The organism is Enterobacter sp. 22466 (assembly GCF_052044775.1).
Classification (GTDB): Bacteria; Pseudomonadota; Gammaproteobacteria; order Enterobacterales; family Enterobacteriaceae; genus Enterobacter; species Enterobacter dissolvens.
Window position 1 is genome coordinate 61,115 of the sequence record NZ_JBQENX010000005.1, and the last position, 15,073, is coordinate 76,187.

At 54.5% G+C, this 15,073-nt stretch carries 14 protein-coding genes; 8 read left to right on the forward strand and 6 right to left on the reverse strand.

Annotated elements, in window-relative coordinates:
• Positions 1–31: 31 nt before the first annotated feature.
• The 5 genes from parE to nudF are packed head-to-tail and all read right to left on the reverse strand — an operon-like array spanning position 32 to position 4,440.
• Entirely contained in the window at positions 32–1,924 is a 1,893-nt protein-coding gene (parE, locus tag ACTJJI_RS14500) for a DNA topoisomerase IV subunit B (protein ID WP_014833290.1), read from the reverse strand.
• A 28-nt stretch (positions 1,925–1,952) separates the two neighbouring features.
• On the reverse strand, positions 1,953–2,534 hold the full coding sequence (yqiA, locus tag ACTJJI_RS14505) for an esterase YqiA (RefSeq protein WP_014833291.1): 582 nt from the start codon (positions 2,532–2,534) through the stop codon (positions 1,953–1,955).
• On the reverse strand, positions 2,534–3,361 hold the full coding sequence (cpdA, locus tag ACTJJI_RS14510; RefSeq protein ID WP_014833292.1) for a 3',5'-cyclic-AMP phosphodiesterase: 828 nt from the start codon (positions 3,359–3,361) through the stop codon (positions 2,534–2,536). The genes yqiA and cpdA overlap by 1 nt, the downstream gene beginning before the upstream one ends.
• Before the next feature lie 27 nt (positions 3,362–3,388).
• Entirely contained in the window at positions 3,389–3,811 is a 423-nt protein-coding gene (locus ACTJJI_RS14515; protein ID WP_014833293.1) for a DUF1249 family protein, read from the reverse strand.
• Positions 3,808–4,440, reverse strand: a complete 633-nt coding sequence (gene nudF / locus ACTJJI_RS14520) for an ADP-ribose diphosphatase (RefSeq protein ID WP_014833294.1) — start codon at positions 4,438–4,440, stop codon at positions 3,808–3,810. The genes ACTJJI_RS14515 and nudF overlap by 4 nt, the downstream gene beginning before the upstream one ends.
• Positions 4,441–4,643: 203 nt before the next feature.
• On the opposite strand from nudF, the gene tolC reads away from it, so the two are divergent.
• From tolC to ACTJJI_RS14535, 3 genes are all read left to right on the forward strand, one after another.
• Complete coding sequence (gene tolC, locus ACTJJI_RS14525) at positions 4,644–6,122, forward strand: outer membrane channel protein TolC (protein ID WP_046888658.1); 1,479 nt, start codon at positions 4,644–4,646, stop codon at positions 6,120–6,122.
• Positions 6,123–6,312: 190 nt separating this feature from the next.
• Positions 6,313–6,978, forward strand: coding sequence for a DUF1190 family protein (locus ACTJJI_RS14530; protein ID WP_013098745.1), 666 nt, complete (start codon positions 6,313–6,315; stop codon positions 6,976–6,978).
• 2 nt (positions 6,979–6,980) lie between these two features.
• A complete protein-coding gene (locus ACTJJI_RS14535) occupies positions 6,981–8,141 on the forward strand; it encodes a glutathionylspermidine synthase family protein (RefSeq protein WP_440654580.1) in 1,161 nt (386 codons plus the stop codon).
• A gap of 84 nt (positions 8,142–8,225) precedes the next feature.
• Here ACTJJI_RS14535 and ygiD read toward each other — a convergent pair whose 3' ends face one another.
• On the reverse strand, positions 8,226–9,014 hold the full coding sequence (gene ygiD / locus ACTJJI_RS14540) for a 4,5-DOPA dioxygenase extradiol (protein WP_014833297.1): 789 nt from the start codon (positions 9,012–9,014) through the stop codon (positions 8,226–8,228).
• A 197-nt stretch (positions 9,015–9,211) separates the two neighbouring features.
• Between ygiD and zupT the strand changes: the two genes are divergently transcribed.
• From zupT to ACTJJI_RS14565, 5 genes are all read left to right on the forward strand, one after another.
• Entirely contained in the window at positions 9,212–9,985 is a 774-nt protein-coding gene (gene zupT / locus ACTJJI_RS14545; RefSeq protein ID WP_440654582.1) for a zinc transporter ZupT, read from the forward strand.
• A gap of 200 nt (positions 9,986–10,185) precedes the next feature.
• A complete protein-coding gene (locus tag ACTJJI_RS14550) occupies positions 10,186–10,743 on the forward strand; it encodes a fimbrial protein (protein WP_014833299.1) in 558 nt (185 codons plus the stop codon).
• A gap of 73 nt (positions 10,744–10,816) precedes the next feature.
• On the forward strand, positions 10,817–13,255 hold the full coding sequence (locus tag ACTJJI_RS14555) for a fimbria/pilus outer membrane usher protein (RefSeq protein WP_440654584.1): 2,439 nt from the start codon (positions 10,817–10,819) through the stop codon (positions 13,253–13,255).
• 6 nt (positions 13,256–13,261) lie between these two features.
• On the forward strand, positions 13,262–14,020 hold the full coding sequence (locus ACTJJI_RS14560; protein WP_440654586.1) for a fimbrial biogenesis chaperone: 759 nt from the start codon (positions 13,262–13,264) through the stop codon (positions 14,018–14,020).
• Positions 14,004–15,062 carry a fimbrial protein gene (locus ACTJJI_RS14565; protein WP_440654588.1) on the forward strand — a complete coding sequence of 353 codons (1,059 nt, stop codon included), beginning with the start codon at positions 14,004–14,006 and terminating at the stop codon, positions 15,060–15,062. The genes ACTJJI_RS14560 and ACTJJI_RS14565 overlap by 17 nt, the downstream gene beginning before the upstream one ends.
• Positions 15,063–15,073: the final 11 nt, after the last annotated feature.

Consider the following 15,073-nt stretch of genomic DNA (forward strand, 5'->3'; position numbering starts at 1 on the left):
TACCGGGCCTACGATCGCTATGGCTAAGGCATCAGGCCTCAATATCCGCCATATCGCCTTTCTCCTGCAGCCAGTTGCGTCGGTCTTCCGAGCGTTTTTTGGCCAGCAGCATATCCATCATGGCGTTGGTTTGCTGCTCGTCTTCATCGCTGATAGTCAGCTGAACCAGACGACGGGTGTTAGGATCCAGCGTGGTTTCGCGCAGCTGCATTGGGTTCATCTCGCCCAGTCCTTTAAAGCGCTGAACGTTTGGTTTGCCCTTCTTGCGCTTGAGCTGTTCCAGCACGCCCGCTTTCTCTTCTTCCGTCAGCGCGTAGTACACCTCTTTGCCGAGGTCGATACGGTAAAGCGGCGGCAGCGCGACGTAGACGTGACCGTTTTTCACCAGCGTGCGGAAGTGCTTCACGAACAGAGCGCACAGCAGCGTGGCGATGTGCAGACCATCGGAGTCCGCATCCGCGAGGATACAGATCTTGCCGTAACGCAGCTGGCTGAGATCGTCGCTGTCCGGATCGATGCCGATCGCCACAGAGATATCATGCACTTCCTGCGAGGCCAGCACTTCATCAGACGAGACTTCCCAGGTATTCAGGATCTTACCTTTAAGCGGCATGATCGCCTGGTATTCACGGTCGCGCGCCTGCTTGGCCGAGCCCCCTGCCGAGTCCCCTTCCACCAGGAACAGCTCGGTGCGGTTGAGATCCTGCGCGGTACAGTCCGCCAGCTTGCCCGGCAGCGCAGGGCCGCTGGTCAGCTTTTTACGCACCACTTTCTTCGCCGCACGCAGACGACGCTGCGCGCTGGAGATCGCCATTTCTGCCAGCATCTCTGCGGCCTGAACGTTCTGGTTCAGCCACAGGGTAAAGGCATCTTTGACCACACCGGAAACGAAGGCCGCGCACTGACGTGAGGAGAGACGTTCTTTGGTTTGCCCGGCAAACTGCGGATCCTGCATCTTCACGGACAGAACGTAGGCACAGCGATCCCAGATATCTTCCGCCGACAGCTTCACGCCGCGCGGCAGAATGTTGCGGTATTCGCAGAATTCACGCATCGCATCCAGCAGACCCTGACGCAGTCCGTTGACGTGCGTACCGCCGAGCATGGTCGGGATCAGGTTGACGTAACTTTCGGTCAGCAGCTCCCCGCCTTCCGGCAGCCACAGCAACGCCCAGTCCACCGCTTCGGTATCGCCTGTGAAATTACCGACGAACGGTTTTTCTGGCAGGGTCGGCAGGCCGTTTACCGCTTCGCACAGATAGTCGTTAAGACCATCTTCATAGCGCCAGGTCTGCTCGGTATTGTTGACGTTATCTTTAAACGTGATTTCCACGCCAGGGCACAGCACCGCTTTGGCTTTCAGCAGGTGCGTCAGGCGAGAAACAGAGAAACGTGGGCTGTCGAAGAAGCTTTCGTCAGGCCAGAAGTGGACGCTGGTACCGGTGTTGCGTTTACCGCACGTGCCGACAACTTGCAGATCCTGCACCTTCTCGCCGTTTTCAAACGCGATGTTATACACCTGGCCGTCGCGGCGAACGTTCACTTCCACGCGCTTGGACAGGGCGTTAACCACGGAGATCCCCACGCCGTGCAAACCACCGGAGAACTGGTAGTTCTTGTTGGAGAACTTACCGCCCGCATGCAGTCGGCAGAGGATCAGCTCAACGGCCGGTACGCCCTCTTCCGGATGGATATCCACCGGCATGCCGCGACCGTCGTCGATAACTTCCAGCGACTGATCGGCATGCAGGATAACGTCGACGCGTTTGGCATGGCCTGCCAGCGCTTCGTCGACACTGTTATCAATCACTTCCTGGCCCAGATGGTTTGGGCGCGTCGTATCGGTGTACATCCCCGGGCGGCGGCGAACCGGCTCAAGCCCGGTGAGTACCTCAATGGCATCAGCGTTATAGGTTTGCGTCATGATTTAAACTAGCAATTCGCATTGATTGTCAGAGGCTGTGCAGTCCAAGAAAATCGACAATCTGGGTGAAATGATCCTCAAAGCCCGTGAAAGCATGGTTTCCGCCCTCTTCTATAGTCTGGCGGCAGGATGCGTAATACGCCACTGCCTGGCGGTAATCCAGCACTTCATCACCCGTTTGTTGCAGCAGCCAGATCAGATCCGGTGCTTCAAGCGGGTCGACCTGCATAACTTTGAGATCGTAAATATGGCGTGACTCTAGCACATATTGTTGGCCGGTGTAGGGGTTCTCGTTTTCGCCAAGAAAGTCCCGCAGCAGCTCAAACGGCCGAACCGCCGGGTTAACCACAACGGCGGGCAGCATAAAGCATTGCGAGAGCCATGTGGCGTAATACCCTCCCAGCGAGGAGCCCACCACGCCAAAAGATTCGCCGCCGTGTTCCAGAACAATGGATTCCAGCATCTCCGCCGCCTCTGCCGGATAAGGCGGCAGCTGCGGGATAATCATCTCAACGTGCGGATGATGCTCGCTCAGCCACTGGCGTAACTGTGTCGCTTTTGCGGAGCGCGGCGAGCTGTTGAACCCATGCAGGTAGAGGAGCGTAGACATCAATAGCCTTCTGAAGCGGTATCGGGGCGGAATTGCGTGCCTGCCAGACGGCAGACTTCGGTGGTCAGCGTACCATCGGCATGCAGTTCCAGCCAGCGCCAGCCCGGTGCAATGGTATCCAGGGTAAAGTTAGCGCAGTGCGGCTTAAACTGAACGCAGGTGGACGGCGTTGCCAGCAGACGGCGACCGTTCCAGTCGAGATCCTGTTCCTGATGAATGTGTCCGCACAGCAGATTCTTCACGCGCGGGAATTTCACCAGCACGCTATCCAGGGCGGCAGAGTTACGCAGACTGTGTTGATCAAGCCAGCTACAGCCCGCCGGCAGTGGATGATGATGAAGCAACAGCAGCGTATGACGCGCCGGTTCGGCAGCCAGTTTGGTCTCCAGCCAGTCGAGCTGAAACTCGCTTAACTCACCGTGCGGGACGCCAAACACCTGGCTGTCGAGCAGCAGGATCTGCCACTGGTCCCCCGCCAACACACACTTCGCCGGAGAGATCCCCGCTTCCAGGAGAGAGCTGTACATTGCAGGCTGGAAGTCATGGTTGCCCGGAAGCCAGACGCACGGCACGCTAAAGCTCGCGATGCCTTCAGCAAAATGCTGGTAGGCCGCGGAGGATTGATCCTGCGCCAGATCGCCCGTTGCGACAATCAGATCGCAGGCACGATTTTCAGCGTGAATCGCGCTAAGTACAGCCTGATAACTCTCCCAGGTGTTCACCCCCAGCAGAGTTTCATGCTTTTCGGCAAAAAGGTGAGTATCGGTGATTTGTAATATCCTGACTGGTGCCCCACCAGCAACAGTCAGGTTCAACAGGCTTTCCAAATGGTGTCCTTAGGTAGGTTTATGACGCTAACAAACCGGAATCGCCATTGCTCCATGTGCTAAACAATATCTTAGCCAGTCGGCTAAAAACTGGTTAATTTGATGCTTTTCGTCGCGTTGATGCAACTTTTTATTCGGGTAATCATACCGCGCTTTAAACCGAAAGATCTGCTGACTTGAACACACTTCAGCGACCATCGCGTCGTGATAGAGCCGCACTGTCATGGACGGCAGGCTCCAGTAGCTAATGCTGGGGGCCGTTTGTTCAATCTCTACCAGCGTAGTGTAGCGCGTTGATTCTGTTATCGTTAACCGATACTGCGCGTTGCTCACCTGATAGCTTACCGTTTCGCCGGGTGCGTCATTTTTCGGCAGCAGGCGGCGCAATTGTGCGAAATTGGTTTCGCACAGGCGCATCATTTCTGGGAAGTCAGGTGTATAACGCTTCATTTTTTCCACTCGTTTCGTAATGTCTGATAATGCAGTTGCAGCCATTGCAGGGCGATGACAGACGCTGCGTTGTCGATTTTCCCCTCTTCTACCCACTGGTAAGCCTGCTCCCGACTTACCACATGAACCCGAATATCTTCGTTTTCATCTGCCAGACCGTGGATCCCTTCCGCCGTCGTGGCGTCCACTTCGCCCACCATAATGGACAAGCGCTCGCTGGTGCCTCCCGGACTGGCCAGATAGCTCAGCACCGGTTTTGTGCGGCCGACAACCAGCCCGGCTTCTTCCAGCGCTTCGCGACGGGCGACGTCTTCAACCGACTCGCCCTCTTCGATCATCCCGGCTACCATCTCCAGCAACCACGGGCTTTCACTGACGTCATAAGCGGCAATACGAATCTGCTCAACCAGCACAACTTCATCGCGCACTGGGTCAAAGGGTAGCAAGACTGCGGCATGCCCGCGCTCAAAAATTTCTCGCTTAATTTCGCCGCTCATTTCACCGTTAAACAGGCGATGCCTGAAACGGTAAAGTTCCATTGAAAAAAAACCGCTATATAGTGTTTCTCGTGCAATAATTTCTACATCGTTTTTGGCGAATGTCACGGGCAACTTATCTGGTTTTTGCATGAGTCGAGTCCTGGTAGCAATGGTGATGAAATGATGAATTTCAAGGCTGTTTGGCTGCCGTTTGTAAGGCTATATGGTAGATTGGTGCAAATTACCGCCAGATGGCACGTTACGCCAACCTTTTGGTGTGGATGATTCTGTTAGAATCGGCAATTATTTTTAATTAGATCAGCGCTAATACTGCTTCACAACAAGGAATGCAAATGAAGAAATTGCTCCCCATCCTTATCGGCCTGAGCCTGACGGGCTTCAGTGCAATGAGCCAGGCGGAAAACCTGTTACAGGTCTACCAGCAGGCACGTCTGGGCAACCCTGATTTACGTAAATCAGCGGCCGATCGTGATGCTGCGTTTGAAAAGATTAACGAAGCGCGTAGCCCACTGCTGCCGCAGTTAGGTTTAGGTGCAGATTATACCTACAGCAACGGTTTCCGCGACGCTAACGGCGTTAACTCCAATGCTACCAGCGCCTCACTGCAATTGACACAGACGCTGTTTGATATGTCCAAATGGCGCGCCCTGACCCTGCAGGAAAAGAGCGCGGGTATCCAGGATGTGACTTATCAGACCGACCAGCAAACGCTGATCCTGAACACGGCGACCGCGTACTTCAACGTCCTGAGCGCGATTGACTCGCTCTCCTATACTGAAGCGCAGAAACAGGCGATTTACCGCCAGTTAGATCAAACCACCCAGCGTTTCAACGTGGGTCTGGTGGCGATCACTGACGTGCAGAACGCCCGTTCACAGTACGACAGCGTGCTGGCCAACGAAGTGACCGCGCGTAACAACCTCGACAACGCGCTGGAATCCCTGCGTCAGGTCACCGGCAATTACTACCCGGAACTGGCTTCCCTGAACGTGGACAGCTTCAAGACCGATAAGCCACAGGCGGTGAACGCCCTGCTGAAAGAAGCGGAAAACCGCAACCTGACCTTACTGCAGGCGCGTCTGAGCCAGGACCTGGCTCGCGAGCAGATTCGTCAGGCGCAGGATGGCCACCTGCCAACCCTGAGCCTGAGCGCCTCTACTGGCGTGTCTGATACCAGCTACAGCGGTTCTAAAACCAACACTGCCCAGTATGACGACAGCAACCAGGGCCAGAACAAAGTCGGTCTGAGCTTCTCTCTGCCGCTGTATCAGGGTGGGATGGTGAATTCTCAGGTGAAACAGGCGCAGTACAACTTTGTTGGCGCAAGCGAGCAGCTGGAAAGCGCACACCGCAACGTGGTGCAGACCGTGCGTTCGTCGTTCAACAACGTGAACGCCTCTATCAGCAGCATCAACGCGTATAAACAAGCCGTTGTGTCCGCCCAAAGCTCACTGGATGCAATGGAAGCCGGTTACTCCGTCGGTACCCGTACCATTGTTGACGTGCTGGACGCGACCACCACGCTGTATAACGCCAAACAGCAGCTCTCCAGCGCACGTTACCAGTACCTGATTAACCAGCTGAACATTAAGCAGGCGCTGGGTACGCTGAACGAGCAGGATCTGCAGGCGCTGAACAGCGCACTGGGCAAGCCAGTCTCAACGTCGCCGGACAGCGTTGCACCGGAGAACCCGGAGCAGGTTGCTGCGGTTGATAACTTCAACGCTGACAGCAGCGCGCCTGCTGCACAGCCAGCCGCTGCGCGTACCACGACGTCCACCAGCAAAGGCAATAATCCGTTCCGTAACTAAGCGTGTCATCAGGCCCACTGCGGCCTGATGCCCTCATCCCGGTCCTCTCCCACAGGGAGAGGACGCATCTGAATCACATCCGAACGTAAGCCAACGTAAAGATCCCCCTGATTCCGCCCCTCTTCGCTTCATTTTCAACCACTCATCCTCTATCCTGAGCGTTATAACCACTGGGTCCTGGAAGACAAACATGAAACGGACAAAATCCATAAATCACGCGTCGTTCCGCAAAAGCTGGAACGCGCGTCACCTCACTCCTGTTGCGCTGGCGGTTACCGCTGTCTTTATGCTGGCAGGCTGTGAGAAAAGCGATGAAACGGTCTCTCTGTATCAAAACGCAGAGGACTGCTCAGCCGCAACCGGCAACGCGGCAGAATGTAAGACCGCGTATAACAACGCCCTGAAAGAAGCGGAACGTACCGCACCGAAATATGCCACACGCGAAGACTGCGTGGCAGAGTTCGGTGAAGGCCAGTGTCAGCAGACACCTGCTCAGGCGGGAACGGCGCCAGAAAACCAGGCGCAGGCACAGTCCAGCGGCAGCTTCTGGATGCCGCTGATGGCCGGCTATATGATGGGCCGCCTGATGGGTGGCGGAGCGGGTTACCAGCAGCAACCGCTGTTCAGCTCGAAAAACCCGGCCAGCCCGGCTTACGGCCAATACACCGATGCCAGCGGCAAAGGCTATGGCGCAGCGACCCCGGGCCGTACCGTGACCGTACCGAAAACGGCGATGGCTCCGAAACCGGCTACCACCAGCACCATCACCCGCGGCGGGTTCGGTGAGTCTGTGGCGAAACAGACCAGCATGCAGCGTAGCGCGACGGGCACCTCGACTCGCTCAATGGGCGGCTGATCATGGAACGAGTCAGTATCACCGAGCGCCCGGACTGGCGCGAAAAAGCGACCGAATACGGTTTTAACTTCCACACCATGTATGGCGAGCCGTACTGGTGTGAAGATGCTTATTACAAACTGACGCTCGCCCAGGTAGAAAAACTGGAAGCGGTGACGGCAGAACTGCATCAGATGTGCCTGAAGGTCGTTGAAAAAGTCATCGACAGCGATGAGTTGATGGCTAAATTCCGCATTCCTAAGCACACCTGGGGCTTTGTACGCCAGTCGTGGAAAACCAGCCAGCCCTCGCTCTACTCTCGCCTTGATTTGGCGTGGGACGGCGTGGGTGAACCTAAGCTTCTGGAAAATAACGCCGATACGCCAACCTCTCTGTATGAAGCGGCCTTCTTCCAGTGGATCTGGCTGGAAGATCAGATGAACGCCGGCAACCTGCCGGAAGAGAGCGACCAGTTCAACAGCCTGCAGGAAAAGTTAATTGAGCGTTTCGCCGAGCTGCGTGAACAGCACGGCTTTAACCTGCTGCATCTCGCCTGCTGCCGTGACACAGAAGAAGACCGTGGTACGGTTCAGTATCTGCAGGATTGTGCTGCCGAAGCGGAACTCGCCACCGAATTTCTCTACATCGAAGATATCGGACTGGGTGAGAAAGGTCAGTTTACTGACCTGCAGGATCAGGTGATCAGCAACCTGTTCAAGCTCTATCCGTGGGAATATATGCTGCGTGAGATGTTCTCCACCAAGCTGGAAGACGCTGGCGTGCGCTGGCTGGAACCGGCCTGGAAGAGCATCATCTCCAACAAAGCCCTGCTGCCGATGCTGTGGGAGATGTTCCCGAACCACCCGAACCTGCTGCCGGCGTACTTTGCGGAAGATGTTTATCCACAAATGGAAAAATACGTCGTTAAGCCGATCTTCTCCCGCGAGGGGGCAAACGTCTCCATTATCGAAAACGGTAAAACGCTGGAAGCGGTTGAAGGGCCTTATGGCGAAGAAGGGATGATCGTCCAGCAGTTTTATCAACTGCCGAAATTTGGCGACAGCTATACGCTAATTGGCAGCTGGCTCATCAACGATCAGCCTGCCGGGATTGGCATCCGCGAAGATCGCGCGCTGATCACCCAGGATCTGTCACGCTTCTATCCGCATATTTTTGTGGAGTAGAGTGCGACCTGATGCCCTCACCCCGCCCTCTCCCACGGGAGAGGGTGCAAACACTAAAAACAGCAGCCGCAGGTTGTGCTTTTATTACCCTACCTGCACCGACAACATACTCAAACTCCCCATCTCTATACCGTCGACCGGGATCGTCACCGGCTCCTGACCATCCCACGCGCCCAGGATATACAGCAGCGGCAGGAAGTGTTCCGGCGTTGGGTTAGAGAGCGAACCGCCTTCGTGATCCAGATAGTTCACCAGCGGGTGCTCTTCAACCGGGCCTTGCCAGGTCAGATTGTCTTTGACGTAGTCGTTAAAGGACGTTGCCCACGGATACGGGGTATTTTCACCGTGCCAGCGCGCCGTGCGAAGGTTGTGTACCACGTTACCGCTTGCCACCAGCATGATGCCTTCATCGCGAAGCGAAGCCAGCTTGCGGCCCATCTCCATGTGCCAGGCTGCCGGTTTAGTACTGTCGATACTCAGCTGCACCATCGGGATATCGGCGTCAGGGTACATTTTTATCAGTACGCCCCATGAGCCGTGATCAAAGCCCCAGGCTTCTTTATCCAGCGCGACCGGAACCGGGGCCAGTAGATCGACCAGTCGGAGGGCCAGCTCTGGCGAGCCTGGAGCCGGATAGTGTGTGTCGTACAACGCCTGCGGGAAGCCACCAAAATCATGAATGGTTTTTGGCGCTTCCATGGCGGTCACGCCGGTGCCGCGGGTAAACCAGTGCGCAGACACCACCACAATCGCTTTTGGACGCGGTAACGTCTCACCCAGATGACGCCACGTGCGGGTATAGACGTTGTCTTCCAGCACGTTCATTGGGCTACCGTGGCCTAAAAACAGTGCTGGCATACGCGAAGAAGTCATGGTGATATCCTTACAGAAGGTGTCAATTTGATGGTGCTACATTACGCGTAATCCTGCAAAGATGAACGCTGATAAGCGTGAAGATCATCATCAGGAAATTTGAATGTAAGGAATGCGTAAAGCACAGGTTCCCGCTCTCGCTTTGGCTAAAGTGAATAATTAGTATTGATTAGAATGATTAACGCAAGGAGCATTGCATGCCTGTCCCCTTGATCCTGACCATACTTGCGGGCGCCGCCACGTTTATCGGTGCGTTCCTCGGCGTGCTCGGCCAAAAGCCGTCTAATCGCCTGCTGGCCTTTTCACTGGGTTTTGCCGCCGGCATTATGCTGCTCATCTCCCTGATGGAGATGCTGCCTGCCGCATTGGGAACGCAAGGCATGTCTCCGGTGCTGGGTTACGGTATGTTTGTCTTTGGTCTGCTGGGCTATTTTGCCCTCGATCGCATGCTGCCCCACGCGCATCCGCAGGATTTGATGCAGAAAAGCGTCACGCCCGTGCCACGTAAGATTAAACGTACCGCTATTTTACTGACACTCGGCATCAGTCTGCATAACTTCCCGGAGGGCGTGGCGACCTATGTGACCGCCAGCAGCAATCTGGAAATGGGGTTGGGTATCGCCCTGGCGGTGGCCTTGCACAATATTCCTGAAGGACTGGCCGTTGCCGGGCCGGTCTATGCCGCCACGGGATCAAAACGCACCGCCGTGCTCTGGGCCGGAATTTCAGGCATGGCTGAAATTCTGGGCGGTGTGCTGGCATGGCTGATCCTGGGCAGTCTGGTTTCACCGGTGGTGATGGCTGCCATTATGGCCGCGGTTGCAGGGATTATGGTGGCGCTCTCGGTAGATGAACTGATGCCACTGGCGAAAGAGATCGATCCCGACAACAATCCAAGCTATGGCGTGTTATGCGGAATGTCTGTAATGGGATTAAGCCTGGTGTTGTTACAAACGGCAGGCATTGGCTAATATTATATTATGGCGCTTATTTTTTTATAAGCGCCCATCTCCCAGGCGTAATTAATCACACACCCATTCAATAACCGCATATATATAAGCCATCTTAAAGCGGGCTTAATAATTACTAACAACACATTGTTACATTTGAAAGTAAAATACACATAGCCAATTTTTGACCGTTCAAAAATGCTCATGTAAAGGAAATTCTAATGAACGATGGAAATAAAACCCTTCTTGCTCTGACTCTCGCCACTTTCCTCTCTGCACCTGCTTTTGCCAGCGATCAAGGCTCCGGAAAAATTACCTTCAAAGGTGTTGTGATTGATGCGCCATGTAATATCGCTCCTGACAGCGTTGATAAAGAGATCGATCTTGGTCAGATAACAACCGCGGTCATTAATGCCAACAAAAAATCAACGGCGGTGCCGGTTGATATCAATCTGGAAAACTGCCAGCTTGACGCAGCGGATGAAACCGCCACCCCCGTCACCAAAGTGGACGTGACCTTCAGCAGCACCGCTACCGATTCAACAGACACCAGCTTGCTGAGCAATACCTATGCGGGCGGTGCACAGAATGTTGGCGTTCGCCTGCTGGATAGCGCAGAGTCTCCAGTCACGCTTGGCTCCACAGAGACTGTCGATCTGTCTGCAGGTTCAGCAATTCAGACGCTGCACTTCAAAGCGCAGATGGAAGTGGCCAGTGGTAAAACAGCAACGGCCGGTCAGGTTGAATCTACCGCAAATTACGTCCTGCTGTATAAATAAGCAAAGACTCTGAATTCTGTTTCGGCTGGCAATATATTTGCCAGCCATTGCCGTAATTTTATTTGAGAGCTAAATGATGAAATACAGTGCGTTTTCGATCATCATTGCTGGCTTTCTTACGCCTCTTCCACTGGTCGCCGTTGAATTTAATATTAACGCTATCGATAAAGATCAGCGCGGCAATGTTGATTTATCCCAGTTCAAAGATAAGAACCACGTTGCGCCGGGTCATTATTTCGTTACCGTTTCAATAAATAATACGCCGCTCACTAACGGCTGGCAGTTAGCCTGGTATAAAAAAGACGATACAACGGAAGTCTGCATTCCGTCCGATCTGGCGGACACTTTTGGTCTGGACGATAAATACCGCAGCATGCTGACGGTTAACGCGGGCTGTGTCGACTTTTCCCCGCTGCCGCAGGTTCGTTTCGAGTTTATTCAGGCGACGCAAACGCTGGAAGTCACCCTACCTCAGGCCTGGCTACAGTACCGTTCCACCAACTGGATGCCGCCCGCGACCTGGGACAACGGTGTCTCAGGCGTGCTGCTGGATTACAATCTGTTTGCCAGCCGCTATCAGCCAGATGAGGGGTCAAGCAGCGATAACGTCAACACCTACGGGACCGCTGGCGCCAACCTGGGCGCCTGGCGACTGCGAGGAGATTATCAGTACGCCCTTAACCGTACGGATGGGAGGTCGCAGAGCGATGGCCGCCTGTCGCGCGCCTACCTTTTTCGCCCTCTGCCTGCACTTGGCTCAACGTTCACGCTGGGTGAGTCAGATTTTCAGTCTGATATTTTCGACGGATTTTCCTACACCGGAGCCTCACTTATCAGCGACGAGCGCATGCTCCCCTGGTCTCTGCGCGGCTACGCGCCACAAATTTCTGGTATTGCTCAGACGAATGCCACCGTGACCGTCAGCCAGGCAGACAGAATTATCTATCAAACCAAAGTTCCGCCGGGTCCCTTTGTGATCCAGGATATCAACCAGTCGGTACAGGGTACGTTAGACGTTATCGTCGCCGAAGAAGACGGTCACACCAGTACCTTTCAGGTTTCTGCAGCATCAGTGCCTTTCCTGACGCGAAAAGACCAGGTTCGCTATAAGCTGGCGGGCGGTAAACCCCGTCAGGACAGCTCGCATCAGGTCGAAAGCGAGGCCTTTTTAAGCAGCGAATTCTCCTGGGGCGTACTCTCCCGGACATCCCTGTACGGCGGGCTTCTCAACAGCGGTAATGATTACCGCGCACTGGCGGCAGGTATCGGGCAAAACATGGATATGTTTGGGGCGCTGTCATTTGACGTCACCCGGGCCAGCAGCCAGCGCGTAGGAGAAACAAAGCAGACCGGATACAGCTATCGCATCAACTACAGCAAGCGTTTCGACACCACCGGGAGCCAGCTTACGCTTGCCAGCTACCGTTACTCCGACAATCGCTTTCTCAGCTATGCCCGTTTTCTTGAAAACGATCAGGCTGACGCAGAAATGGAAAAACAAACGCTGAGCATCACTGCCAGCCAGTTCATGCCCGCCCTGTCGCTAAACCTTTACCTTGGTATGCTGCGCCAGACCTGGTGGGACAGAGCCCCCTCCACCACCGGCACGCTCACGGCAGGATACACCTTCGACCTTGGCCGCTGGAAAAATCTCGGCGTGACGGCCTCATGGAGCAAAACACATTATCAGGATCAAAGCGATGACACGCAGGTTTACTTCTCGCTAAGCCTGCCCCTCGATCCGGAGCACCGCCTCAATTACGACCTGAGAAACAGCGACACGACGCGTCAGACGCTCTCCTGGTATGACTCTTCAGACAGTAACAATACCTGGGGGATCTCCGCAGGGACCGAGAGCGAAACCGCCGACGCCGGGGCGCAAGTCAGCGCGAATTATCAGCATTACGCCGGAACGGGAGACCTGAACCTGTCCGGAAGCTACAAGGCCCATGACTACCGTTCCGTCAGTGCGAGCTGGAATGGTTCGTTCACCGCAACCGCCCATGGGGCAGCGCTTCATCGCCGGAGCTACGGTAACGAACCACGCGTGATGGTCAGCACGGAAGGTGTCGGCAACATACCGCTGAATATGTCCCGTGATGCCACCAACATGTTTGGTATTGGCGTCCTGCCCGCCTTTTCGAGCTATATGCCCGCCAGCGTACAGGTCAATCTGAATAATCTGCCAGAGGGTGTCGATGTCGATAACCGCGTCCTTCGCTCGACATGGACCGAGGGGGCAATCGGTTATCGGCTGATTGCCTCCCGTCAGGGTCAGGATATTGCCGGTGTCGTGCGTACCGCCCGCGGCACGCCTCCTCTCGGTGCCCAGGTGCGTGAGCAGGATTCAGGTAAAGAGGTGGGCATTGTCGCCCAGGACGGACACATCTGGCTGGGAGCGGTAAACGCGGAACAGCACTTTACGGTCACGTGGGGAGACAATCAGCAGTGTCATTTCTCTCTGCCAGCCTCTCTCGACAACACCACGCAGCTAATGCTGCCCTGTCAGTAAATTATCATGATGAAATCATACGTTTATTTAGCAGCATTCCTGTTTTGTGGCTCCAGCATCTCGCATGCGGCGATTAACCTGGACAGGACGCGCATCGTCTTTTCCGCAAGCGATAAAGCCAGCAGCCTGACTATCGACAACCAGAGTAAATCACTTCCCTATCTTGCCCTCGCCTGGGTGGAGGATCAGGAGGGGCGCAAAGAGGACAGCCATTTTATGGTCCTGCCTCCCATTCAGCGTCTTGAACCTGGCACTTCGTCACAGGTACGGATTGTGAAACAGGCTGCAACGCAACAGCTGCCTCAGGATAGGGAAACGCTGTTTTATTTCAATCTGCGTGAAGTGCCGCCCAAAAGCACGAATCTGAAAGAGGCGCGTAGCGTCATGCAGGTGGCTATGCAGAGCCGCATCAAGTTGTTCTGGCGTCCGGAAAACATCCGCAAAAAAACGGGAGAGGAAACGGAAATGCAACTGGCGGTGACATTGTCGGGCAACACCATGCGCCTGAAAAACCCAACGCCCTATTTCATCACCCTTGCGTGGCTGAGCAATAACGGTAAAACAATGATGCCAGGCTTCGACAGTTTGATGATCGACCCGTTTGCGACCAGCACGCTGACGCTGAGTGAATCACAAGGAACGGGCTATAGCATAGGTTATATCGATGATTACGGTGCGCTACGCAAGGTTAATCTAACCTGCTCCGGGTCAACACCATGCACGCTGGCGCCGCGTAAGGCAGGGCAAAATGCGACAACTCGCTAAGCTTTTCCTTTTTATGCTGGTGATGTGTCCCCTTAAGCAGGCGCTGGCGCTGAACTGCTACCTTGGCACACAAAATGGCCCGGTGGAGCAAACCAAAACGGTATCCGAATTCTCAATTCCCAGCACAGCCAGGGCTGGGCAAAAGATTTGGGAATCCAGCGATATCAAAATCCCCGTGTATTGCGACAGAAATACCGCGTCAAATCATGAGAATGAAGATGTGTTCGCCTGGGTGAACCCTTATCCGTCGGTGTCTGATCCTTACTACGAACTTGGTGTGACCTACGAAGGTGAGGATTACGATGCCATCGGGCAAACCTACGGCGTGGATACCCGTCAGTGTCTGGACAACAACAGCCTGAGTAAATATACGGCTGAACAGTTAAAAGCGATGGGCTGGGAGAAATACGTTTGCTCGGGGAATGCGTTGGATGTTCATACTTCACGAACCTTTGCGGCGCGCTTCAGACTGTACGTTAAGCTCAGGGCGATACCGCCTCAGGGCTACGTCAGCACGCTTGGTGATTACATCGTCGTGCAGTTTGACGGCAAAGGAGGCGTAAATGCCCTTTCTGATGCGAAAAATCTCAAATATCACATTAACGGGCTGGAGAACATCAGGGTCCTGGACTGCGGGGCGACGTTCAGCATTTACCCTGAAAATCAGGAGATCGATTTTGGCACCTTCAGCGCACGTGACATCGTCAATCAGGGCACACGCACGCGAACGTTCTCGGTTAAAACCAGTAAAGTACAGGATGCGCAGTGTTCAGACGGGTTTAAGATCGACGCGTCGTTCTATACCGATAACGAACTGACGGCCAATGACACGGCGTTGCAGATTGGTAATGGGCTGAAGCTGCGTATTCTTAACGGTACACAGCCCTACACCTTCAATCAATATGACGAATACGCTGATTTTACCGGTTCGGTACTGCATTTCGAGACCACGTACACCGCTGAGCTTTCACGTGCAGAGGGAAAGGGTATCGATTCTGGTCCTTTTGAAACGGTCGTGCTGTTTAAAATTAACTACCACTAGAGACAACAAAG

Coding starts and splice junctions, on each gene's coding strand:
- parE (WP_014833290.1), bottom strand. CDS start 1,924: ATGACGCAAACCTATAACGCTGATGCCATTGAGGTACTCACCGGGCTT.
- ACTJJI_RS14560 (WP_440654586.1), top strand. CDS start 13,262: ATGATGAAATCATACGTTTATTTAGCAGCATTCCTGTTTTGTGGCTCC.
- zupT (WP_440654582.1), top strand. CDS start 9,212: ATGCCTGTCCCCTTGATCCTGACCATACTTGCGGGCGCCGCCACGTTT.
- ACTJJI_RS14535 (WP_440654580.1), top strand. CDS start 6,981: ATGGAACGAGTCAGTATCACCGAGCGCCCGGACTGGCGCGAAAAAGCG.
- ACTJJI_RS14515 (WP_014833293.1), bottom strand. CDS start 3,811: ATGAAGCGTTATACACCTGACTTCCCAGAAATGATGCGCCTGTGCGAA.
- ACTJJI_RS14555 (WP_440654584.1), top strand. CDS start 10,817: ATGATGAAATACAGTGCGTTTTCGATCATCATTGCTGGCTTTCTTACG.
- yqiA (WP_014833291.1), bottom strand. CDS start 2,534: ATGTCTACGCTCCTCTACCTGCATGGGTTCAACAGCTCGCCGCGCTCC.
- ACTJJI_RS14565 (WP_440654588.1), top strand. CDS start 14,004: ATGCGACAACTCGCTAAGCTTTTCCTTTTTATGCTGGTGATGTGTCCC.
- ygiD (WP_014833297.1), bottom strand. CDS start 9,014: ATGACTTCTTCGCGTATGCCAGCACTGTTTTTAGGCCACGGTAGCCCA.
- ACTJJI_RS14530 (WP_013098745.1), top strand. CDS start 6,313: ATGAAACGGACAAAATCCATAAATCACGCGTCGTTCCGCAAAAGCTGG.
- tolC (WP_046888658.1), top strand. CDS start 4,644: ATGAAGAAATTGCTCCCCATCCTTATCGGCCTGAGCCTGACGGGCTTC.
- ACTJJI_RS14550 (WP_014833299.1), top strand. CDS start 10,186: ATGAACGATGGAAATAAAACCCTTCTTGCTCTGACTCTCGCCACTTTC.
- nudF (WP_014833294.1), bottom strand. CDS start 4,440: ATGCAAAAACCAGATAAGTTGCCCGTGACATTCGCCAAAAACGATGTA.